The 20226-nt window shown below is 62.7% G+C and carries 22 protein-coding genes; 8 read left to right on the top strand and 14 right to left on the bottom strand.

The features are described from left to right. The 5 genes from BRAO375_RS18030 to BRAO375_RS18010 all read right to left on the bottom strand — a co-directional run. Positions 1–400, bottom strand: a 400-nt coding sequence (locus BRAO375_RS18030; protein WP_035640914.1) for a 4Fe-4S dicluster domain-containing protein, incomplete at its 3' end; no start/stop codon positions are given. Beyond that, the gene (locus BRAO375_RS18025; protein WP_009028897.1) at positions 397–1635 is read right to left on the bottom strand and encodes an FAD-binding protein; all 1239 of its coding nucleotides are present in this window, start codon (positions 1633–1635) and stop codon (positions 397–399) included. The genes BRAO375_RS18025 and BRAO375_RS18030, both read right to left, overlap by 4 nt. A 369-nt stretch (positions 1636–2004) precedes the next feature. Further along, positions 2005–3693 carry a UvrD-helicase domain-containing protein gene (locus BRAO375_RS18020; RefSeq protein ID WP_009028896.1) on the bottom strand — a complete coding sequence of 563 codons (1689 nt, stop codon included), beginning with the start codon at positions 3691–3693 and terminating at the stop codon, positions 2005–2007. Positions 3694–3696: 3 nt separating this feature from the next. Then, complete coding sequence (locus BRAO375_RS18015) at positions 3697–5694, bottom strand: ATP-dependent nuclease (RefSeq protein WP_009028895.1); 1998 nt, start codon at positions 5692–5694, stop codon at positions 3697–3699. 1088 nt (positions 5695–6782) lie between these two features. Further along, positions 6783–8276, bottom strand: coding sequence for an FAD-linked oxidase C-terminal domain-containing protein (locus BRAO375_RS18010; protein ID WP_009028894.1), 1494 nt, complete (start codon positions 8274–8276; stop codon positions 6783–6785). A gap of 211 nt (positions 8277–8487) precedes the next feature. Between BRAO375_RS18010 and cycA the strand changes: the two genes are divergently transcribed. Further along, a complete protein-coding gene (gene cycA / locus BRAO375_RS18005; RefSeq protein WP_006611367.1) occupies positions 8488–8883 on the top strand; it encodes a cytochrome c-550 CycA in 396 nt (131 codons plus the stop codon). A 62-nt stretch (positions 8884–8945) separates the two neighbouring features. On the opposite strand, the gene BRAO375_RS18000 is transcribed toward cycA, so the two are convergent. Further along, positions 8946–9905, bottom strand: a complete 960-nt coding sequence (locus BRAO375_RS18000; RefSeq protein WP_009028893.1) for an alpha/beta fold hydrolase — start codon at positions 9903–9905, stop codon at positions 8946–8948. 251 nt (positions 9906–10156) lie between these two features. On the opposite strand from BRAO375_RS18000, the gene BRAO375_RS17995 reads away from it, so the two are divergent. Next, a complete protein-coding gene (locus BRAO375_RS17995; protein WP_009028892.1) occupies positions 10157–10339 on the top strand; it encodes a hypothetical protein in 183 nt (60 codons plus the stop codon). A 28-nt stretch (positions 10340–10367) separates the two neighbouring features. Here the strand turns inward: BRAO375_RS17995 and BRAO375_RS17990 are convergent, their stop codons facing one another. The 3 genes from BRAO375_RS17990 to ykgO all read right to left on the bottom strand — a co-directional run bounded on the left by BRAO375_RS17990 (position 10368) and on the right by ykgO (position 11574). Further along, the gene (locus BRAO375_RS17990) at positions 10368–10622 is read right to left on the bottom strand and encodes a hypothetical protein (RefSeq protein WP_009028891.1); all 255 of its coding nucleotides are present in this window, start codon (positions 10620–10622) and stop codon (positions 10368–10370) included. Positions 10623–10725: 103 nt separating this feature from the next. Further along, positions 10726–11355: a tetratricopeptide repeat protein gene (locus tag BRAO375_RS17985; RefSeq protein WP_035640911.1), complete on the bottom strand. Its 630-nt coding sequence runs from the start codon at positions 11353–11355 to the stop codon at positions 10726–10728. 93 nt (positions 11356–11448) lie between these two features. Then, positions 11449–11574, bottom strand: coding sequence for a type B 50S ribosomal protein L36 (ykgO, locus tag BRAO375_RS17980; RefSeq protein WP_006611362.1), 126 nt, complete (start codon positions 11572–11574; stop codon positions 11449–11451). Between the two features lie 276 nt (positions 11575–11850). Here ykgO and BRAO375_RS17975 point away from each other — a divergent pair, with 276 nt between their 5' ends. The 3 genes from BRAO375_RS17975 to BRAO375_RS17965 all read left to right on the top strand — a co-directional run bounded on the left by BRAO375_RS17975 (position 11851) and on the right by BRAO375_RS17965 (position 14005). Next, positions 11851–12735, top strand: coding sequence for a 4-hydroxyphenyl-beta-ketoacyl-CoA hydrolase (locus BRAO375_RS17975; RefSeq protein ID WP_009028889.1), 885 nt, complete (start codon positions 11851–11853; stop codon positions 12733–12735). Between the two features lie 63 nt (positions 12736–12798). Continuing rightward, positions 12799–13545 carry a haloacid dehalogenase type II gene (locus BRAO375_RS17970; RefSeq protein WP_009028888.1) on the top strand — a complete coding sequence of 249 codons (747 nt, stop codon included), beginning with the start codon at positions 12799–12801 and terminating at the stop codon, positions 13543–13545. Next, positions 13535–14005 (top strand): YbaK/EbsC family protein, encoded by a 471-nt coding sequence (locus BRAO375_RS17965; RefSeq protein WP_009028887.1) that lies wholly within the window; start codon positions 13535–13537, stop codon positions 14003–14005. Before BRAO375_RS17970 ends, BRAO375_RS17965 begins: the two co-directional genes overlap by 11 nt. On the opposite strand, the gene BRAO375_RS17960 is transcribed toward BRAO375_RS17965, so the two are convergent. Both BRAO375_RS17960 and BRAO375_RS17955 read right to left on the bottom strand, forming a co-directional pair. Further along, positions 14006–14995, bottom strand: a complete 990-nt coding sequence (locus tag BRAO375_RS17960) for a Bug family tripartite tricarboxylate transporter substrate binding protein (protein WP_009028886.1) — start codon at positions 14993–14995, stop codon at positions 14006–14008. It abuts the gene before it with no gap. Between the two features lie 124 nt (positions 14996–15119). Continuing rightward, on the bottom strand, positions 15120–16037 hold the full coding sequence (locus BRAO375_RS17955) for a LysR family transcriptional regulator (RefSeq protein WP_009028885.1): 918 nt from the start codon (positions 16035–16037) through the stop codon (positions 15120–15122). A 130-nt stretch (positions 16038–16167) separates the two neighbouring features. Here BRAO375_RS17955 and BRAO375_RS17950 point away from each other — a divergent pair, with 130 nt between their 5' ends. The 3 genes from BRAO375_RS17950 to BRAO375_RS38070 all read left to right on the top strand — a co-directional run bounded on the left by BRAO375_RS17950 (position 16168) and on the right by BRAO375_RS38070 (position 17765). Then, positions 16168–16866: a pirin family protein gene (locus BRAO375_RS17950; RefSeq protein WP_009028884.1), complete on the top strand. Its 699-nt coding sequence runs from the start codon at positions 16168–16170 to the stop codon at positions 16864–16866. Positions 16867–16935: 69 nt separating this feature from the next. Beyond that, positions 16936–17535, top strand: coding sequence for an NAD(P)H:quinone oxidoreductase (wrbA, locus tag BRAO375_RS17945; RefSeq protein ID WP_009028883.1), 600 nt, complete (start codon positions 16936–16938; stop codon positions 17533–17535). Positions 17536–17606: 71 nt separating this feature from the next. Continuing rightward, the gene (locus BRAO375_RS38070) at positions 17607–17765 is read left to right on the top strand and encodes a hypothetical protein (protein ID WP_175345332.1); all 159 of its coding nucleotides are present in this window, start codon (positions 17607–17609) and stop codon (positions 17763–17765) included. Here BRAO375_RS38070 and BRAO375_RS17940 read toward each other — a convergent pair. The 3 genes from BRAO375_RS17940 to BRAO375_RS17930 form a co-directional block, all read right to left on the bottom strand. Next, a complete protein-coding gene (locus tag BRAO375_RS17940) occupies positions 17752–18351 on the bottom strand; it encodes a 3-keto-disaccharide hydrolase (protein ID WP_009028882.1) in 600 nt (199 codons plus the stop codon). The genes BRAO375_RS38070 and BRAO375_RS17940 overlap by 14 nt on opposite strands. A gap of 97 nt (positions 18352–18448) precedes the next feature. Next, positions 18449–19309, bottom strand: coding sequence for a D-amino-acid transaminase (locus BRAO375_RS17935; RefSeq protein ID WP_009028881.1), 861 nt, complete (start codon positions 19307–19309; stop codon positions 18449–18451). 149 nt (positions 19310–19458) lie between these two features. Continuing rightward, positions 19459–20190, bottom strand: a complete 732-nt coding sequence (locus BRAO375_RS17930; RefSeq protein WP_009028880.1) for an amino acid ABC transporter ATP-binding protein — start codon at positions 20188–20190, stop codon at positions 19459–19461. Between the last annotated feature and the right edge of the window lie 36 nt (positions 20191–20226).

Below are 20226 nucleotides of genomic sequence, written 5' to 3'. Positions count from 1 at the left end.
TCGCCCAGCGAAACTCGCGCGGCCGCGGCAGCACATAGGCCAGCACGGCGCGCAACAGCCGGTCGGTCAGCGGCCGCTGATAGGTCTCCTCGATCCGCACCCGCGCCTGGTCGACCAGGTGCATGTAGTGAACGCCCGACGGACAGGTCGTCATGCAGGACAGGCACGACAGGCAGCGGTCGATGTGCTTGACCACGTCCGATGTCGGCGCCTGCTCCTTCTCCAGCATCTGCTTGATCAGGTAGATGCGGCCGCGCGGGCTGTCGAGCTCGTCGCCGAGCAGCACATAGGTCGGGCAGGTCGCGGTGCAGAAGCCGCAATGCACGCAGGCGCGCAGGATCTTGTCGGCCACCGCGATATCCGGATCGGCGAGCTGCGCCAGGGTGAATTCGGTCTTCATGACGCAACGCTCCGACGCAGACGGCCGCGGTTGAGAACAGCCTTCGGATCGAAGGACACGCGAACCCGCTCCTCCAGCGCGGCGACGCCGGATGGCTGCGGGGGAAACACATCGACCGCCTGGCGCACCTCGTCGAAGGCGCGCAGCAAGGTGGCATGACCGCCGGCAGCGCCTGCGAGCTTGCGCACCAGGCCGGCCGAGCCGTCGGCCGTCGGCGGCAGCGCCGCCCAGATCAGCCCGCCGCCCCAGTCATAGATCACCTCGCCCCCGGTCTGCCGCGCCAGCGCCTGCCCGAGCGCGCCGCCGGACACCGGCGGGCAGACGATCCGCCACACCGTCCAGGCGCCGAGCTGGCCATCGGCCGCGAACGGCAGCACATCGCGCACCGCGCTCCAGATCGCTGCCGAGGCGTCATCCGCAATCACCTCGGCAGCGCCGAACGGCGCCAGCAGCTTGGCCAGCGATCCCGCGCGATGCACGGCCGAGGCCGTGATGCCCTCGAGCCTGACCACCGTCACCGCCTCGCGCGGCGAGCCGACCGCGCCCAGGCCCTCGACCTCCGGCCGCAGCGACGACGCCGGCAGATGCGCCGCGCCGGACACGTCGAACGGCGAGCCCAGTGCCGCCGTCATCGCCAAATTGGCCCTGGGATCGTCGAGCCCGCGCAGCACCAGCGTGCGCTCGGCCTCCGGCCGCGGCATCACCTTCAGCGTCGCCTCGGTCATGACCGCCAGCGTCCCCCAGGAGCCCGCCAGCAGCTTGCAGAGGTCATAGCCGGTGACGTTCTTCACCACCTTGCCGCCGGTCTTGAAGCTCTCGCCGAAGCCGGACACGGCATGCGCCCCCAGCAGATGATCCCGCACCCCGCCGGCGCGGACGCGCCGCGATCCCGCCAGCCCGGCCGCGATCATCCCGCCCAGCGTTCCCCGGCCCGTGGTTCCGAGCAGCGGCCCCGTATCCATGGGATCGAACGCGAATTGCTGGCTCTTCGAATCGATCAGCGACAGCAGGTCGCCCAGCGGCGCACCGGCCTGCGCCGTGATGATGAGCTCGTTCGGCTCATAGGCCACGACCGCACTCAGCGCCGACAGATCCAGCACCGCATTGGTCGCCGTCACCTGCCCGATCCCGCGCTTCGAGCCATGCCCGATCACCTCGAGCGGCTGCTCACTGGCGATGGCCGCGCGGACCACCTCCTCCACATCGGCCGCATTGCGTACTTTGAGGGCGTCCACCACTGCTCGCCTTGCTTGCTTGTTGATGATGACAGGTGGCGCGATGCGCGGCCACCGGCGTTGGACTCGTTCTAGAGCATGATGGGGGAAAAGGGCAGCCCGGGGTGGGGAAAAGATCGTGCGGGGACAAGGGGATGGGGGAGGAGGAGATGGTGGATGAGGGGACCGCCCCGCCAAGGAGAGTTCCCGATTGTGAAGCAGCGACGGCTCCTATCCGCCGACCGAAGAGCCAATGTCTTCAGCACCTCTGTCTACCCGTTCCTGGGACGGGTTAGCGAAGCATAACCGGGCACCCCTTCTCGACACGCGGCAGACTACGCATTGCACCCCGTCCTACCCCCGTGAGCGCGACGACCAATCAAGACTGTATCAAAAGACGCAATTGTCCTTACCGAACAGCTTCTGGATCTTACTTATGCTGGCTCCCGGGGCCGCCAAGTCGACTACAGCTAAATTGCGTCTTGCTCGAGAGCAACTCACGTAGAACAAATTTCGGGTTCTTTGAAGGCGCGCCTCGCTTAAATCGCTGCCCGCTAGCAGATTTCCGAACGAGTATTGGCTCCAGTTAGCTCCGACATCATCAAGAACGACCATAACAGTATCAAACTCGTCGCCCTTCACGCCGTGCTTGGTAGAATAAGGAAGGTTTCGTTCCAATACTGCGCGATAAGCCGAAATCTCCCTAAATGGCACTGAAAACAGAGCCTTGAAAAACGTGCGATCCCTTTCGGACTCAGGGTCATTAGCGATGTTGCCACATACTTCAGGATTGAGCCAGTAATTGAGTTGGTCAATAAGCGGCAGAAGGTCGACATCGCGTACATACTTCAGTACATCGCCGATACTCGCGTTGGCAACCACCAACGCCGCGAGTTTATCTAGCGCTTCTTTGACCCGCTTCTTATCCTTCTTCGAAGCAACCACCCGCTGATTGCGATGAAGCAAAGATATTACAGTACCGGCGTCATCACTCTTCCAGGCCGTCACCAATCCATCGATCTCATTACATAGAAATTTTCCATTAGCATCTTCCCCGGTCTGGAACTGCTCCTGCGAGAAGCCCCCCCGCTGGTTGTATGCAGCAAATAGATTTTCGTATCCTGCCTTACGCGCGATCAGCCGGTGCGTCAGAAAGAGCACGCGGAGATCGCGATCAGCAAACTGCCACGAAAACTTTTCACGGACCAAGGCTTTAGCGACGTCGACAACTTCGTCGGCGTTGGCCCGATGGAGGTTGAGATAGATGGCCGATCCAACCGGATTCTGACCCGCTGGCTTTTGCTTGATATCGGAGCGTATTCCGTTGAGAACGTCGATAACCGTCGTTGCGCAACGGAAGTTTTCTTCCTTTTGTATAAGCTCCAGCTTTGCCAAATACCCCTCAGACAACTCGCCGACGCCATCGGAGTAGATGCTCTGCATCTTGTCGCCAAAGAAGCCTATTACCGGGGGACTCTTCGTAACCAAAATGCAGTCGAGCAATGAAGAAATAACCTTTTCGTTCGTGTCCTGATACTCGTCCACGAAGATGTACGGATATTTTGCTGCGACGAGTCGCGACAGCATGGGATATGTTTTGAACATAACCTGCGCTACTTCCAGAAGATCATCGTGAAAGATGCGTCCTTCAAGAAAATTTCCGCCGCGATCCGAGTACGAGATTCCTTGAACCTCTGCCAAAGCCGCTTTCAATTCGGCCGGATCTTTTCTGCGCTTACTTTTGGCGGGTAGCCGCTCATTAACAAGCTCGACCGCCACCTTCAATTCATTCTGAAACGGCTTTATCGAATTCCAGAGGAAGTCGTGGATCGTAGACACCTTGAAAAGATCGTCCCCCTCCGTTCTCTCGATAATTTCGTTCTTCGCGACATTAGTGAACGTAATACAGGCGACGTTCTGTGAATTAGCAACCAATCGGCGCCGCTGACTACCACGAATTTGGTTCAAGGTCCGGATAAGAGATGCGGTCTTGCCAGATCCCGCACCCGCGTCGAGCAAGAAACTCTTGCGTTCCTCAACGCACCTTTCGATCTTTTCATCAGCCTCAGTGGTCTTCATGTTTCAAGACCCCTGCTGCGCCAGCCATTCAAGGCCATCGGAGATGTATTTAGGAATATCCCAGCCTCCGTGAGCAACCAAGTCCAGCGCAAAATCTACCTTAGGCAGTCGGGCACACAGCTGGTATGCACTCGCCACCAAATCCTTGGTTGCGACTTCGTCGAATAGCTTGCCCGACGCGAGCAAGCTAGTATGGTTGCTCTTCAACCAGTCAACGTTAGCATAGACAAACGCCTCTTCAAAGGAGCGACCACAACTTCCATTCTCCTCTACCTGATATGATACTTGAACGCGCCCTTCCGTTTTAGCGGGCGCATCACATGACATTAGGTCCGTCAACACGCTTTTGCCCGGCAGCCAACTTTTCAATGCTGCATTGCTGGTACTTTTTCCGTCCGCAACCGGGCATTTCTTTCCATCGTCATCTACAGAGTCCAAGTCAGTAATCAGGAGCGTCGGTACGCCGAGAAAATCGATCAGAGGCTTGAAAATATGCGCATAGGCGCCGCCCACTTCGGAAATGCTTATGTACTGGCTTGCCAAAAACGACCCAGCTTTCTTACTTGCAAATTTCTCGATCATCAGCGGCAGCAACAAGCGTTCGACCTGACCTTCGACAAATATAGCCTTATCCGCGAAAAAGAGTTCGCAATGCGTGCTCTTCATGTAGCGCCGCAGGAAATTTAAGACGGTACCATCATCCTTACCGAGCGGCAACGCCGACAAATCCTTTACGGAAACCTCATGTCCCTTGCGCTTGAAGTAGCGGATAGGATCAAAATCCGACCCCGACACCATATGAGACGAGTGCGTAGAAAGAATGACCTGCGCGGTAACGCCGTCGGTGTGCTCAAGCGCCCTTGATATCTCTCTAATGAAGACACTCTGCATTTGTGGATGAAGGTGAGCTTCAGGCTCCTCCAAGGCGATGATATGGACCCGCGGCTTATCCTTAGGCATAGACTCGAGAGCCGCTCGGAACGATTCCAATTGGAGCACAATGAAAATTAGATTCTTGTAGCCTAAGCCATTGTACTTCTCCGGAAGCTCGTACTTCGTGACGACACCCCCGATAGAAGTATGCTCGCTCGCGTAATAGATTCGTGTGCTATCCCGATAGATTTTCTCTGCGGTCATTTCAGCTTTGATCAACAGATCAGGTGATGCGTGCCCCTGGGGATAGCCGAAGGTTTTGAGCCGCCCTGTAAGCCGTCCAAAAGCCCCGACGTACTTTCCGGTGAGAGTTTCGGAGCTACTCTTGATAGCATCTTCGATGTCTTTGGCGCCTTCGGCATGCTCCACCTTATAATAGCGGTTGTAGTGATCATGCAGGAGCCGCGACAGCTTTGCAGCGCCGGTTGCCTCCTCATCATCGAGATGCCGCTGCGCTGAGATTGTATCGATCTTAATAAGCCGATTGAGCACCTCGTTGCTATCGAGCGCCTGCGCCTTTGAACCATCTTCGGAGATCTTGTAAGTCTTGACTTTGTAATAGAGTTGAAGGTTTCCGGCCAGAAACTCGAAGAGCGTCTGCGTCTTGTCAGTGCGGGCCTTGAAGTCAACCCACAGACCTCTTGCATTATCGATTGCGTATTCGATACGGACAGCTATCACGTCACTGGTGACTTCAAGGGACATGAGCAACTCGTTCGCAACGACTAAATCTGCCGTTTCATCCGCATAGCGGAATTTTAGCTCCATCCTGATGCTTGGGGCGAACCGGCGGAGCAATTTTATTGCATCCTCCTCACTTCCTATCGCAGTCAGCTTGGACTCTATATGCGCGAAGTCTTTCCGCCGGACATGCGCGAAGTCATGGATGGAAAATCTTCGTCTAGGCTCCCCGCCAGCTCCTACAAATAGTTGCAGGGCCTCCATGACCGAGGTCTTACCGCTGTTGTTCGGTCCGACGAGCACCGTCGTCGTCTTATTCCTAGCCAAGTCAATCGAGAATCGTCGCAACAATCGAAAATTTCTAATGCAAATGCGCTCAAGCCTCATGCGCCCTCCAGCCGATCAGCGCTTCAAATGCCGATTTTCGATCATTTTATACAACCATCACGTGCATGGGTCCATAGCGCCTTTCATCGGGCAAAAGTGCCCGTGCGAGCTTGCATTAGTCTCAGCGTGTAATGGGGGCGGCAACAGTACGTTCGCTTGCGCGGGAAAATTAGTTTCGTGCGCGTTGAACATCGACGGCTAATTTTTCCCGGGTGCCCACTTTATTTATTTCGCTTTTACGGAAATCATGATACAATTCGTTCATCCCACCCCTCCGAGAGGGGCGTACGCGCGGTCGTCACGATACGTGGGGTGGGGATGTGGTGGCCGTGTCGGGTCGCAGCGTGACCTCGTGTCATGCCGACGAACGATTTCGACGCGGACGTGAAATCGTGTGGGCCTGGCCTCCCGGTGCTGAGGCCAAGCCGGCGATGACCCTCTGTGCGTCGCGTCGGCGACGGGGACAAGAACGCCGATCCCCGGGGCGAGCACGTATAAGCGTTAAGACCGCCACGCGGGGAATGCCGGATGTCCGGCTGAACCTGTGGTGACTGCCGCCTGCTTTTTTTGTTGCAGGCGGGCCATGGGTGAGGCCTTCACCCGGCATTCCCCGTGCCCTCTCGATTGGTTTGGAGGGCGGACGGTCGCATCACCTGGGCGGAGGACGCCGCGGGATGGCGGGCGTGTGTCTGAGGGGTGGAACGTGGATGGAGGCAAGGCTCTCTCCGTCGTCATTCCGGGGCATCGCGAAGCGATGAGCCCGGAATCCATAACCCCGAGCGGATGTTGTTGGAACGAGATGGAACTGCCGGCGTGCCCCACACAGCGGCCTGTGGTTATGGATTCCGGGCTCGCCCTGCGGGCGCCCCGGAATGACGTGGGGAGAGAGTCTTCACATGGGCGGGCAGTGTGTCTGCGAGGCGGGATGCGAAATGTTCGGGCGACTCTCTCCGCGTCATTGCGAGCGGAGCGACTTGTCCGCCGAAGCTCGAAGAGCGAAGGCGGAAGCAATCCAGGGTCCCGCCCACGACTCTGGATTGCTTCGTCGCTGCGCTCCTCGCAATGACGTGGAGAGAGCGGTCGCCGCTTCAGAACCGCGGCAGATCCGGAAACGCCAGCTTGCCCGCATGCACATGCATCCGCCCCAGCTCCGCGCAGCGGTGCAGGGTCGGAAACACCTTGCCCGGGTTGAGCAGCCCCTGGCTGTCGAACGCGCATTTCACGCGCTGCTGCTGGTTGAGGTCGATCTCGGTGAACATGTCGGGCATCAAATCGCGCTTCTCGATGCCGACGCCGTGCTCGCCGGTGAGGACGCCACCGAGCTCGACGCAGCAGCGCAGGATGTCGGCGCCGAAGGCTTCGGCGCGCTCCATCTCGCCGGGCTTGTTGGCGTCGTAGAGGATGAGGGGATGCAGATTGCCGTCGCCGGCATGGAAGACGTTGGCGCAGCCGAGCTGATATTTCTCCGACAGCTCGCGGATGCGCGCCAAGGCCTTGGGCAGCGCGCCGCGCGGGATGGTGCCGTCCATGCAGAGATAGTCCGGCGAGATGCGGCCCACCGCGGGGAAGGCCGCCTTGCGGCCGGCCCAGAACAGGTTGCGCTCGGCCTCCGAGGTGGAGATGCGGCAGGTGGTCGAGCCGCAGCCATTCGCAATTGTTTCGACGCGGCTGATCAGCTCGTCGACCTCGACGCCGGGGCCGTCAAGCTCGATGATCAGCAGCGCCTCGACATCCAGCGGATAGCCGGCATGGACGAAGGCTTCCGCCGCGTGGATCGCCGGCTTGTCCATCATCTCCATGCCGCCGGGGATGATGCCGGCGCCGATGATGCGGGCGACGCATTCGCCGGCGGCCTCGACCTCGGCGAAGCCGACCATCAGCGCGCGCGCCGTCTCCGGCTTCTGCAGGATGCGCACGGTGACCTCGGTGACGACGCCGAGCAGGCCTTCCGAGCCGGTGATCAGGCCCATCAGGTCGTATCCGGCGTTCTCGGTGCACTTGCCTCCGATGCGCAACACCTCGCCATTCATCAGCACGAGCTCGCAGCCGAGCACGTTGTTGGTGGTCATGCCGTATTTCAGGCAATGCACGCCGCCGGAATTCTCCGCGACATTGCCGCCGATCGAGCAGGCGATCTGCGACGACGGATCGGGCGCGTAGTAGAAGCCGGCATGCGCCACCGCCTGGCTGATGGCGAGGTTGGTGACGCCAGGCTCGGTGACCACGACGCGGTTGTCGAAGTCGATCTCGCGGATGCGCTTGAACTTGCCGAGCCCGAGCAGCACGCCATCGGCCAATGGCAGAGCGCCGCCGGACAGCGAGGTTCCGGAGCCGCGCGGAACCACCTTGATGCCTTGCTGGTGGCAGTATTTCAGGACCTGCGAAACCTGCGCCGTCGTCTCCGGCAGCACCACCACCATCGGCGGCTGCCGGTAGGCCATCAATCCGTCGGACTCGTAGGGCAGCATCTCGGCGGCGCTGTCGATGACGCCCTCGCCCGGCACGATCGCGCGCAGTGCAGCAACGATTTCGCCTCGGCGCGCCAGCACCGCAGAATCAGCCTCCGGCATCATGATCGCCATTGCGCGCCTCTCCTGAAGTCGATTTCCGCCGCCATATCAACCACAACCGCGGCGCTTTGGGTAGGCGGCCGCGCGGGTTTCGCTGTTTGTGGCCGCGCAAAGATCGCGACGATATTGCTGAACCGTATCGCGCCGAGCGACTTGTGTGAGCGTGGAGGCCATGCAACAAACCTCCTCACAGACTTGTCTCGTAACCCACAGAGCCTGATCCATGAAGAAATTGACCTTGAGCGCGCTCGTCATCCTCGCCTCCTCGTCGCTGGCGACTGCCGCATTGGCGCAGGACGCTGCCGCCGGCAAGACGTCCTTCAACAAGTGCCTGCCCTGCCATGCGATCGGCGAAGGTGCGAAGAACAAGGTGGGCCCGGAGCTGAACGGCCTCGACGGCCGCAAGTCGGGCACCGTGCCGGACTACAATTATTCGGAAGCCAACAAGAACTCGGGCATCACCTGGAACGAGGCCGTGTTCAAGGAATACATCAAGGATCCGAAGGCCAAGATCCCCGGCACCAAGATGACCTTCGCCGGCATCAAGAACGAGACCGAGATCAACAATCTCTGGGCCTATGTCTCGTCGTTCGACAAGGACGGCAAGCAGAAGCAGTAAGCGGCGGCGCACTCCCCGCGCAGCCTTCGAAGCCCCGGCCGTGCGCCGGGGCTTTTTCGTTTTCAAGGCGCGGCAGCCTCACGCGCGGTGAGCGCGCCGACCATCCGGTCGACCTCGCCGACCACGAGCTCCGGCACGGCGTTCTGGACCATATGGCCGAGATCGGGAACGACGATCAGGCGGGTCTGGGGCAACACCTCCGCCAGCCGCCTTGCATGGATGTCGGTGTAAACAGTCTTGTCGGCATCACCGGCCAGGATCGTGACGGGAGCCTTGATCTCGCCATAGCGCGGCGACTGCTCGATCACCGCCTGCTTGAGCGTGACGAGGTCGCGCGCATTGGCCAGGAACTCGCGCGGACGCAGCAGCAGCGCCGTCGCGCTCTGGTCGACGAAATCGTCCGGCATCGGCTGCGGCGCAAACACGCCGCGGGCGCCGGGCCCCAACAAGGCAAGGCCGAGCGGCAGCGTGATGGTGTGGGCGAGCAGCGGGCCGACCACCGGCATCGTCACCGCAGCGTTGTACTGCCCGACCCCGCCGCGCCAGGGATAGGCCACCGGCGCCAGCATCACCAGGCCGGCGACCCGGTCCGGGAAGTCCAGCGCCATGCGCAGGCCGAGCGCGCCGCTCCAGGAATGCACGACCAGGATCACCGGCCCGACATCGATCCGGCCGAGCGCCTCGTTCAGCATCCGCGCCTGCGCAGCCGGCGTGGAGTCCTCGTCGCGGTCGCGCTGACTCCAGCCGTGGCCGGGACGGTCGACCAGCAGCACCCTATGGCGCTGCGCGAGCATGTCGCCAAGCGGTCTGCGCATCGCCTCAAGGTTCGAACTGGCGCCGTGAAGCAGCAACAAAGGCGGCGTCCGGAGGTCGCGGGGCCCGATATCCACAAGATTGATGCTGGCGCCGTTGACATCGATGGCCTGCCCTTGGGCCGGATAGCGGCGCTCGACGACCACGACGCCGGCACGGGTGATGAGCGCGAGCACTGCCAAAATGCCCACCAAGAACATTGAAATCATTGGTATTTTTCTGCCTGTCACCAAGACAGTTACGGCCGCGATCGGCGAGGGTTGCAGATCCAGTGGCCGCATCCGGTCGTTTCACCCGGGAATCCTGTCATCACCGCGTCGTCGGCCATTTTATAACCATGGTCGGGACTTTTCCTCGCAATCGGCTGATGACCGTGAATTACTTCCGGTCGGGTCATTGTGGCGTCGAACTACGATGACCGGCCCTGCGTTTTGTTTGGTGTTTTGGGAGGGGGTTACCGATGAGTGTTCGTTCGAGCGAGTCTGCGATCGACGAGATCGTCGCGAGCTGCAATGGCGATCTCCGCGGCGCGCTGAAGGCACTGCTGCTGGTCAACGAGCATCTCGAGGCCGAGATCGCGCAGCTCTATGCCGCAGCCGCGCAGTACGGCATGCCGGACCGCCGCAGCACCGCGTTCCACTGACCGACAGCCCGCTTGCCGGGCAAGCCGATCAGTCTTCCTGCGTCATGTCCTTGTTCTGGCACGCGTTGATCGTCGATCGCGCCAGCTTGGCGTCGTCTTTCGACTTGAACGGGCCGGACGCGAACCAGATATCGCCCATGATCGAGATGACCGGGTTGCTGGTCACGATCTCGCACCGATTTGTGGCGCGATTGCCGACCACCCAGAACAGATCCGGATCCTCGGCCATCCCAGCCGAAGCCGTCACTCCCAAGAGCGCTGCCGTCAGCACCGCACGCCTCATTGCGTCATCTCCTCGCCGGATGTCCTCCGATCAACGGCAGGTGGGATGGCGCGGATCGGCCGGCAAGAACGGCCGTCCGGACATGGTTAATCGGCCATTAGGGCTAGATGTCGCGGCCCTCGACCTTCTCGGTCAGGGTCTTGACCAGCTCCGGCACCTTGTCGAGGTGCGGATTGACCTCCAGCGCCTTGCGGAAGGCGTCCAGGGCCCGCTTTTCCTCGCCCAGGTCCTGCATGATCATGCCGAGCCCGGCGAGCGCGCCGAAATGCCTGGGCTCCCTGACCAGCACCTGCTGGATGTCGGCGAGCGAGCGGCCGTAGTCGTTCTGCAGGTAATAGAGGGTGGCCCGTCGGTTCCAGGCCTCGACATAATCGGGCCGCAGCTTGATCACCGAATCCAGCAGCTTGAGCGCCACCTCGTTCTTCTTCGCATCCATCGCGGCTTTCGAGCGCGACATCAGCAGCGCGACGGTATCGCTCGGGGTCTGCAGCCAGATCGCCCAGATCCGCGCCTCGACATGCTTGGCGCTGATCTCGTCGGGGGCGGCCTTGAGGGCGCCGAACAGGAAATCCAGCCCCTTGGTCTTGTCGGCGCCGACTTTCGGCAGCTTCGACGGCGCTTCCGGCGGCTTCGGCTTGGCGCCGGCCCGCGGCTCCCCTTGCGCAAGGGCGAGGTGCGGAACCGAGACGACGAGGGTGGCGAGCAGGATTGCCCGCAGGGATCGCATGGCCATCCCGCAAGTCTAAACGCAACAGGCGCGTCCTGCAAAGCAGCACGCGCCTCAAAGACCTGTGAGAAGCCCCCGCGAACGGGTGAATCGAGTGGATCAGCCCTGGCGCGCCTTGAAGCGGCGCTGGACCTTGTTGATCACGTAGACGCGACCCTTGCGGCGGACCAGACGGTTGGCGCGATGGCGGCCACGCAGCGACTTCAGCGAGTTACGGACCTTCATGGGACATCCTGATACGTTTGAAAGGCCGTGTTGGACAGGCCGGAAGTGGCAAATAGGAATGGATTTCCGCTGGCGACCAAGCCGCCCGGAGTGGCCGGTTTCTAACCACCGACTTCGGCGATGTCAACGATTGCGGCGCCGACTTCAACAGACCCGGCCACCAGCCATGCGGCCAGGCAGACCGGGTCCCCCGCTCACGCTCAATTGCCGATTGCCAAATTTGTTATATTCTATAATCAATTTCACAAAGCCAAAAACCAACCGCCGGGAACGCCCATGCCCAAGCTCGCTCTGCCCAAGATCGACGACGTCGTCGCCATCGACATCCACACCCATGCCGAGGAGCCCTGCGGCATGCATGCGGACGACGGCTACGACGATTTTCAGGCCCAGATGGCCGACTATTTCAAATCGCCGCACAAGCATCCGCCCACCGTGCCGGAGACCGCGGCGTACTACCGCTCGAAGAACATCGCCGCGGTGATCTTCCCGGTCGATGCCGAACGCGAGACCGGCTTCCGCCGCTACAACAATTACGAGATGCTCGAGGTCGCCTCCGACCATCTCGATGTGCTGATCCCGTTCGTCTCCATCGATCCGCACAAGGGCAAGCTCGGCGTCCGCGAGGCGCGCAAGCTGATCGAGGAGTATGGCGTCCGCGGCTTCAAGTTCCACCCGACCATGCAGGGCTTCTACGCCAACGACCGCCTTGCCTACCCTCTGTACGAAGCCATCAACGACGGCGGCGCGATCGCGCTGTTCCACACCGGACAGACCGGCGTCGGCTCGGGCATGCCGGGCGGCATGGGGATGCGGCTGAAGTACTCGAACCCGATGTACATGGACGACGTCGCGGCCGACTTCCCCGACCTCAAGATCATCCTCGCCCACCCCTCCTTCCCCTGGCAGGAGGAGGCGCTGTCGGTCGCGACCCACAAGCCGAACGTCTATATCGACCTGTCGGGCTGGTCGCCGAAGTATTTCCCGCCGATCCTGGTGCGCTACATCAACTCGATCCTGCAGGACAAGATGCTGTTCGGCTCGGACTGGCCTGTCATCACGCCCGACCGCTGGCTGGCCGACTTTGCCAAGCTGGATATTCGCGAGGAGATCCGGCCGAAGGTGCTGAAGGCCAACGCGCGCAAGCTGCTCGGGATCTGACATCGCTTCAGGCGCGGTGGCCATCGGTCATCGCGCCCACCTGCTTTTCGATAGGTGAGCGCCGTGCCGTTCAAAGCTATTGTCTTCGATGCCTACGGCACGCTGTACGACATCCAGTCAGTCGCGGCAGTCACCGAGCAGGCCTTCCCGGGCCATGGCGACATCATCACCCAGATCTGGCGGATCAAGCAGCTCGAATACACCTGGCTGCGCTCGCTGATGCAGCGTTACGAGGATTTTGCCGTCGTCACCCGCGAGTCGCTGCTCTACACGCTGCGCGTTCTCGGACTGCATGCCGATGCGTCCACGCTCGATCGCATCATCGCCAAATATCTCGACCTCGATCCCTACCCGGACGCGCGGACTGCGCTCGCTGCGATGAAGGATCGTCAGCTCGCGATCCTCTCCAACGGCAGCCCCGCGATGCTCGACAGCCTCGTCAGGGCGAGCGGCTTCGACAATTTGCTGGATGCCGTCATCAGCGTCGATGCCCGCCAGGTTTTCAAACCGAGCCCGCAAGCCTATGCGCTGATCGAAGAGACGCTCGGGCTTGCGCCTCGCGACGTGCTGTTCGTCTCCTCCAATCCCTGGGACGTCGGCGGCGCAAAGGCCTTCGGCCTCAACGTCGCCTGGATCGAGCGCATCACGCCGCAGGCGATGGCGGCGGCCTGCGTCAAGACTGATCTGGTCGCGCCGCTCACGCTGTTCAAGGCGCTGCGCACCCAGATGGACGAGTTGGGTTTTGCGCCTGATTATCGTATTGCTGCGCTGTCCGAATTGCCTGAGATCGTCAACACGCATGAGCCTTGAATCCGTCCGCGCCTTCTTCGCCGCAAAAGCCCCCGACATCGATGTCCTCGTCTCCAGCCAGAGCTCCGCGACCGTGGCGCTTGCAGCCGAGGCCTATGGCGTCGAGCCCGCCCGCATCGCCAAGACGCTGTCCTTGCGCGTCGGCGACCGCGTCATCCTGATCGTCGCGGCGGGCCATGCGCGTATGGACAACAAGAAGGTCAAGGCGCTGTTCGGCGGCAAGCCCAAGATGCTGGGGCTCGACGAGGTCGCCGAGATCACGGGGCACGAGGTCGGCGGGGTTTGCCCGTTCGGCTTGAAGTCGCCGCTGCCGGTGTATTGCGATGTCTCGCTGAAGGAGTTCGACATCGTCGTGCCCGCGGCCGGCTCCACCCACAGCGCGGTGAAGATCACGCCGGATCGCATGGCCGAGCTGACATCAGCCGAATGGGTCGACGTCTGCGAGGTGTCGCGCCCGTAGCTATTCCACCTTGCCGATCCGCCGCACCGCGGCGATCAGGCGCGCGCTGTCGGCCTCCATGAACTTGGCGAAGTCCGGGGCATCCTGATAGGCGACGGCGCTGCCGACCGCGGCGAACGTCTTCAACACGTCCGGGCTTGCCGCCGCCTGCGCCATCGCCTCGCGCAGGCGCTTCATGACCCCGGGGGGAATCGCCCGCGGCGCGAACAGACCTGCCCAGATGTACATCTCCACATCGCGATAGCCGAGCTCGATGAAGGTCGGCACCTCCGGAAAGCTGGCAACGCGTGTTGCGCCCCAGTTCGCCAGAACCCGGAGCTTTCCATCATCCACCTGCGGCTTCAGCGTACCCGGCGCCGCGGCAATCGCCTGCACGGTGCCGCTGAGCAGCGCCGTCAGCGCCGGGCCGGCGCCGCGGAAGGGGACGTGCAGCAGCCTGATCCCTGCCCGCGATGCAAACATCTCCATCGCCACGTGCAGCGTGCCATAGGGCCCGGATGAACCGTATGGGATTTCGCCCGGCCTCCTGTAGGCGTCGTCGATGAACTCCTTCAGGGTTCGCCACGGCGAGGACGCGGGGACCGCCAGCAGCGTTGGATCCGCCAGGACGCGCGCAATCGGCGCGAACTGCGATACTTCGTAGGACGGCGTGCGGCCGGACAGCCGATCGGCCTCAGGCAGCACCGCAAGCGACGACAGCGTCATCAGCAAGGTGTAGCCGTCGGGCGCCGCTCGCGCCGCTTGCGCGTTGCCGACCGAGCCGCCGCCACCGCCGGCACGGTTGTCGACGATCACCGGCTTGCCGAGAATATGTTCGAGGGCCGCCGCAACCGGCCGCGCCGCCAGATCGGCCTGCCCGCCGGCGGGGAACGGCACGATCATGGTGATGGTGCGGTTAGGATAGATCTCCTCCGCGGACGCTAGCATCGTCAGCGATCCGCCAACGAGCGGCAACGCAGCGGCAGTCTGCAGGAACCCGCGGCGATTCATCGGCAGCTCTCCCCCGGCACGTCTTCTTGTGTTGTCGAGATGCTAGCGCGAATGTCTGCAAGCGGGCAAAGCGAGATTTCACCGTGACGTGTCCTGCGCCTGGAATTGCACTGCAGCGACGCAATTAGTTGGGCCGCCCCCGCTTTCCCTTGGCGAGTTCCTTCACCAGAAACTCCGTCAGCACCTCGACGCGCGCGGGCCGTGGGCCGCCCGGCGGCATCACCAGATGCATCGCGCCTTCGGGCTGGCTCCAGCCCTTCAGCACGACCTCCACCGCGCCGGAGGCAATGGCGTCAGCGACGATGAAGTCCGGCAGGTCGGCGATCCCAAGCCCGGCGACGACGGCCGGCAACAGCGCCTCGCCATTGTTGACGCGCAGCTGTCCGGCGGGTCGAACGCTCGCCTGCTCGCCGGCTGCATTCGTGTAGTGCCAGACGCCGGCCGTCGAGAGATAGGCGTAGCCGAAGCATTTGTGCTCGGCGAGATGCATCGGGTGCGTCGGCCGCCCGTGGCGCTTCAGATAGGACGGCGCCGCGACTGTGTAGCGCGGCATCGCGCAGAGGCGGCGTGCGACCAGCGAAGAGTCGGGCAGCCGCGCGATGCGCAGCGCGAGATCGAACCCCTCGCCGATCAGATCGACGGTGGCGTCGCTCATGTGCAGGTCGATCGAGACCTCCGGATACTGCTCCAGGAAGCCCGGCAGCAGCGGCGCGATCTTCTTGACGCCGAAGGTCATCGGCACGGCGAAGCGCACCAAGCCACGCGGCGTCAGCGATTGCGCCAGCGCCTCGGTCTCCGCCGCCTCGCCATCGGCGAGCAACTGCGCGGCGCGCTCCGACAAGTGCTGGCCGGCGTCGGTGAGCGCCAGGCGGCGCGAGGTGCGGTTGAACAGCCGCGTGCCCAGACGCTCTTCCAGCCGGCTCACGGCCTTGGAGACGGAGGCCTTGGAAAGGCTGAGCTCCTGCGCCGCGCCGGCGAAGGAGCGCAGCTCGACCACCTTGGCGAAGATCGCCATTGCCTCGAAATCTGGAAGTCGCGCCATCGGCTCAAGTCTCGATTTTGGAAACAATAGGTTTCAACAGTTTCTATTTCTATACTCCGACAGCTCCCTTATTCCAATGCCCAACAGCACGGCGGCCCCGGCCGACCGTCGCAACCACAGGAGCAGACCCATGATTGAACTGAAGCCCTTTGCGGCGCTGGGCGGCGCCGACCATGGCTGGCTGAAGGCCAAGCACCATTTCTCGTTCGCGAGCTATTACGATCCCAGCAACATGGGCCACGGCGCGCTGCGCGTCTGGAACGACGACGAGATCGCGCCGAACACCGGCTTCCCGGCGCATCCCCACCGCAACATGGAGATCATCACCTATGTCCGCGAAGGCGCGATCACGCACCAGGACAGCCTCGGCAACAAGGGCCGCACCGAGGCCGGCGACGTCCAGGTGATGAGCGCGGGCAGCGGCATCCGCCACTCCGAGTACAATCTCGAGCCGACCACCACGCGCATCTTCCAGATCTGGATCGAGCCGACCACCGATGGCGGCCAGCCGACCTGGGGCGCCAAGCCGTTCCCGAAGTCCGACCGCTCCGGCAAGCTCGTCACGCTGGCCTCGGGCTTCGCCGATGACGGTGACGCGCTGCCGATCCGCGCCAAAGCCCGCGTGCTTGGCACCACGCTGAAGGCCGGCGAGACCGCCGAGTATTCGGCGGACAAGGCCCGGCACCTCTATCTCGTGCCGGCCGCGGGCAGCGTCGAGGTCAACGGCGTTCGCGTGAACGCCCGTGACGGCGCCGCCATCCGCGACGAAGCCACGCTGAAGATCACCGCGCTCGAAGATTCCGAGCTCGTGCTGGTCGACGCCGCCTAACTCGTCGTCACGATCCCGGCCGATCCTCAGGCCGGGACAATCGTTCTCATCATTCCCACGGAGACTATCATGACCAAGGTTCTCGTGCTCTACTACTCCGCCTACGGCCACATCGAAGCGATGGCGAACGCGGTCGCTGAAGGCGCCCGCGAAGCCGGCGCCACCGTCGACATCAAGCGCGTGCCGGAGCTCGTTCCCGCCGACGTCGCCAAGGCATCGCACTACAAGCTCGACCAGGCCGCGCCGATCGCCAAGATCGACGAGCTCGCCGACTACGATGCGATCATCGTCGGCACCGGCACCCGCTTCGGTCGCATGGCCTCGCAGATGGCCAACTTCCTCGACCAAGCCGGCGGCCTGTGGGCCAAGGGCGCGCTGAACGGCAAGGTCGGCGGCGCCTTCACCTCGACCGCGACCCAGCATGGCGGCCAGGAGGTCACGCTGTTCTCGATCATCACCAACCTCCTGCATTTCGGCATGACCATCGTCGGCCTCAACTACGGCTTCGCCGGCCAGATGAAGCTCGACGAGGTGACCGGCGGCTCGCCCTACGGCGCGACCACGATCACCGGCGGCGACGGCAGCCGGCTGCCGAGCGAGAACGAACTCGCGGGGGCGCGCTACCAGGGCCGCGTCATCGCCGAGACCGCAAAGAAGCTGCACGGCTGATGCGACTGGAGCGACGCTTCGGTCATCGAAGCGCCGCCCCATCTCATCGAAATCATGCAAAGGAGTCCGCAATGCCCGCCATGCTCGAACTGGTGACGCTGGCCCGGCTGGCGCGTCATCCCCTGCAGATGATGGCGCGCCATTGGTACTGCAAGGGGCTCTACCGTGCGAGCCGCGGCCAGCGACGCTGCCCGGAATGCGCGGCGGCCACGGCCGCTACAGCGGCTTGATCTGCACCTTCTTGAACTTCACCACGCCCGAGCCGTATTGCAGGGCGATCGGCCCAGCCGCGTGCTTGCTGTCGTCGACATCGGCGGTCTTCTCGCCGTTGAGGATCACGGTCAGCCGCGTGCCCTTGGCGGTGATCTCGTAGGTATTCCACTTGCCGCCGGCCTTCGGCATCGGATCGACCTTTGAGACGTCGACGATCGCGCCGGTGCCGTATTTCGGATCGGGCCGCTTATCGAAGATATTGACCTCGTAGCAGATGTTGGAGTCGATCTTGTCCGACTGGTCGCAGCGGATGAAGATGCCGCTGTTGGCGGCGTCGTCGACCCAGAACTCGGCCTTGATCTGGAAATCCTTGTAGCTGGTCTTGGTGACCAGATAGGACGGGCCCTTGCCGTCGAGCTTGTCGGCCATCAAGGTGCCGTCCTTGGCCGCCCAATTGGCCTTGCCGACCTCGGTGAACTCGACCTTCTTGTCGCCGTCCACCAACGTCACCCAGCCGTCATCGGCCGACGCCGTCCCGATCCAATTCAGCACCGCACCGGTCATCACCAAACCAGCCGCGAGCGCGCCCCAGCGATTACGCATCAAAACTCCTCCCTGCAGTTTTCTGTTGCTTCGTCACGATAGCAAAGCGCCGGACAATGCAAACGAGTTTCGATGCTGCACCTGCTCTGTGGCCAGACTACACCGCCGTCGCGCGCGCAAAATCGACATAGATCTCGCGCAGCCGCGTCGCCACCGGTCCCGGCTTGCCGTCGCCGACCGGCTTGCCGTCGATCGTGACCACCGGCTGCACGAACGAGCTCGCGCTGGTGATGAAGGCTTCCTTGGCGGCCAGCGCCTCGTCGACCGTGAACAGCCGCTCCTCGACCTTGAGCTGGCGCTCCTCAGCGAGCTTGACCACCGCCTTGCGGGTGCAGCCCGGCAGGATCGCGTTGGAATTCGGCCTGGTCACGATGACGTCGTCCTGGGTCAGGATGAAGGTCGACGACGAGCCGCCCTCGGTAACGTGGCCGTCCTCGACCATCCAGGCTTCGCCAGCGCCGGCAACTGCTGCCGCCTGCTTCGCCAGCACCTGCGCGAGCAGCGCCACGCTCTTGATGTCGCGTCGCGCCCAGCGGATATCGGGCACCGTGATGACGCCAATGCCGGTCTTCGCCGAGGGTGCATCGACGATGTTCTTCGCGGTGACGAACATCACCAGCGTCGGCTTGACGTCGCCCTTCGGAAACGGGAAGTCGCGGCCCTTGTCGGCTCCGCGGGTGACCTGCAGGTAGACCATGCCCTGGTCGAGCTTGTTGCGCGCGACCAACTCCTTCTGCAGCTCCTCGATGCGCGCAAGGCTCTCCGGCAGCGCGAGGCCGATCTCGCCGACGGAGCGCTCCAGACGGGCGAGATGGGAGTCGCTGTCGACCAGCTTGCCGTCGAGCACGGCAGCGACTTCATAGATACCGTCGGCGAACAGGAAGCCGCGATCGAGCACCGAGACCTTGGCCTCGGAGAGCGGCACGAAGGCGCCGTTGACGTAAGCGATCGGGTCCAAGGTAGCTTCTCCTTTGTAATCGGCGCACGCACAGTCATGCGGACGTCGTTCGTTTCTCCCGCCGTCATTCCGGGGCGATGCGCAGCATCGAACCCGGAATCTCGAGATTCCGGGTTCGCCCTGCGGGCGCCCCGGAATGACGGGCTCAATCAATGCGACAGGATCTTCGACAAGAACTGCTGCGCGCGCTCGCTGCGGGGCTGGCCGAAGAACTCTTCCTTCTTGGCGTCCTCGACGATCTCGCCGCGGTCCATGAAGATGACGCGGTGGGCGACCTTTTTCGCAAAGCCCATTTCGTGGGTGACGACCATCATGGTCATGCCCTCGCGGGCGAGATCGACCATGACGTCGAGCACCTCGCTGATCATCTCCGGATCCAGCGCCGAGGTCGGCTCGTCGAACAGCATGGCGATCGGATCCATCGCGAGCGCGCGCGCGATGGCGACGCGCTGCTGTTGGCCGCCGGAGAGCTGCGCCGGAAATTTCTGCGCATGCTCCTTGAGGCCGACGCGCTCCAGCAGCTTCATCCCCTTGGCGGAGGCCTCCTCATGGCCGCGGCCCAGCACCTTCTGCTGGGCGAGGCAGAGATTGTCGATGATCTTCAGGTGCGGAAACAGCTCGAAGTGCTGGAACACCATGCCGACGCGCGAGCGCAGCTTCGGCAAGTTGGTTTTCGAGTCATTGACCTTGAGGCCGTCGATCGTGATCGTGCCGTCCTGGAACGGCTCCAGCGCGTTGACGCACTTGATCAGGGTCGACTTGCCGGAGCCGGAGGGACCGCAGACCACCACGACCTCGCCCTTGGCGACGGACGTGGTGCAGTCCTTCAGCACCTGGAAGGTCGGGCTGTACCATTTGTTGACGTGGCTGATTTCGATCATGGGAGGTTCGTCGCCTGCTTCAACGAAGACGGTGCG

The sequence above is a fragment of the Bradyrhizobium sp. ORS 375 genome (genome assembly GCF_000239775.1).
GTDB lineage: Bacteria > Pseudomonadota > Alphaproteobacteria > Rhizobiales > Xanthobacteraceae > Bradyrhizobium.
Note: the sequence above shows the minus strand (reverse complement) of the source record. Positions and strands in the feature narration are given on the sequence as shown.

Coding starts and splice junctions, on each gene's coding strand:
- BRAO375_RS18000 (WP_009028893.1), bottom strand. CDS start 9,905: ATGATTTCAATGTTCTTGGTGGGCATTTTGGCAGTGCTCGCGCTCATC.
- BRAO375_RS17975 (WP_009028889.1), top strand. CDS start 11,851: ATGCCCAAGCTCGCTCTGCCCAAGATCGACGACGTCGTCGCCATCGAC.
- BRAO375_RS18010 (WP_009028894.1), bottom strand. CDS start 8,276: ATGGCGATCATGATGCCGGAGGCTGATTCTGCGGTGCTGGCGCGCCGA.
- BRAO375_RS17930 (WP_009028880.1), bottom strand. CDS start 20,190: ATGATCGAAATCAGCCACGTCAACAAATGGTACAGCCCGACCTTCCAG.
- BRAO375_RS17990 (WP_009028891.1), bottom strand. CDS start 10,622: ATGAGGCGTGCGGTGCTGACGGCAGCGCTCTTGGGAGTGACGGCTTCG.
- BRAO375_RS17995 (WP_009028892.1), top strand. CDS start 10,157: ATGAGTGTTCGTTCGAGCGAGTCTGCGATCGACGAGATCGTCGCGAGC.
- ykgO (WP_006611362.1), bottom strand. CDS start 11,574: ATGAAGGTCCGTAACTCGCTGAAGTCGCTGCGTGGCCGCCATCGCGCC.
- BRAO375_RS17965 (WP_009028887.1), top strand. CDS start 13,535: ATGAGCCTTGAATCCGTCCGCGCCTTCTTCGCCGCAAAAGCCCCCGAC.
- wrbA (WP_009028883.1), top strand. CDS start 16,936: ATGACCAAGGTTCTCGTGCTCTACTACTCCGCCTACGGCCACATCGAA.
- BRAO375_RS17985 (WP_035640911.1), bottom strand. CDS start 11,355: ATGGCCATGCGATCCCTGCGGGCAATCCTGCTCGCCACCCTCGTCGTC.
- cycA (WP_006611367.1), top strand. CDS start 8,488: ATGAAGAAATTGACCTTGAGCGCGCTCGTCATCCTCGCCTCCTCGTCG.
- BRAO375_RS17940 (WP_009028882.1), bottom strand. CDS start 18,351: ATGCGTAATCGCTGGGGCGCGCTCGCGGCTGGTTTGGTGATGACCGGT.
- BRAO375_RS18020 (WP_009028896.1), bottom strand. CDS start 3,693: ATGAAGACCACTGAGGCTGATGAAAAGATCGAAAGGTGCGTTGAGGAA.
- BRAO375_RS38070 (WP_175345332.1), top strand. CDS start 17,607: ATGCCCGCCATGCTCGAACTGGTGACGCTGGCCCGGCTGGCGCGTCAT.
- BRAO375_RS17960 (WP_009028886.1), bottom strand. CDS start 14,995: ATGAATCGCCGCGGGTTCCTGCAGACTGCCGCTGCGTTGCCGCTCGTT.
- BRAO375_RS18015 (WP_009028895.1), bottom strand. CDS start 5,694: ATGAGGCTTGAGCGCATTTGCATTAGAAATTTTCGATTGTTGCGACGA.
- BRAO375_RS17955 (WP_009028885.1), bottom strand. CDS start 16,037: ATGGCGCGACTTCCAGATTTCGAGGCAATGGCGATCTTCGCCAAGGTG.
- BRAO375_RS17950 (WP_009028884.1), top strand. CDS start 16,168: ATGATTGAACTGAAGCCCTTTGCGGCGCTGGGCGGCGCCGACCATGGC.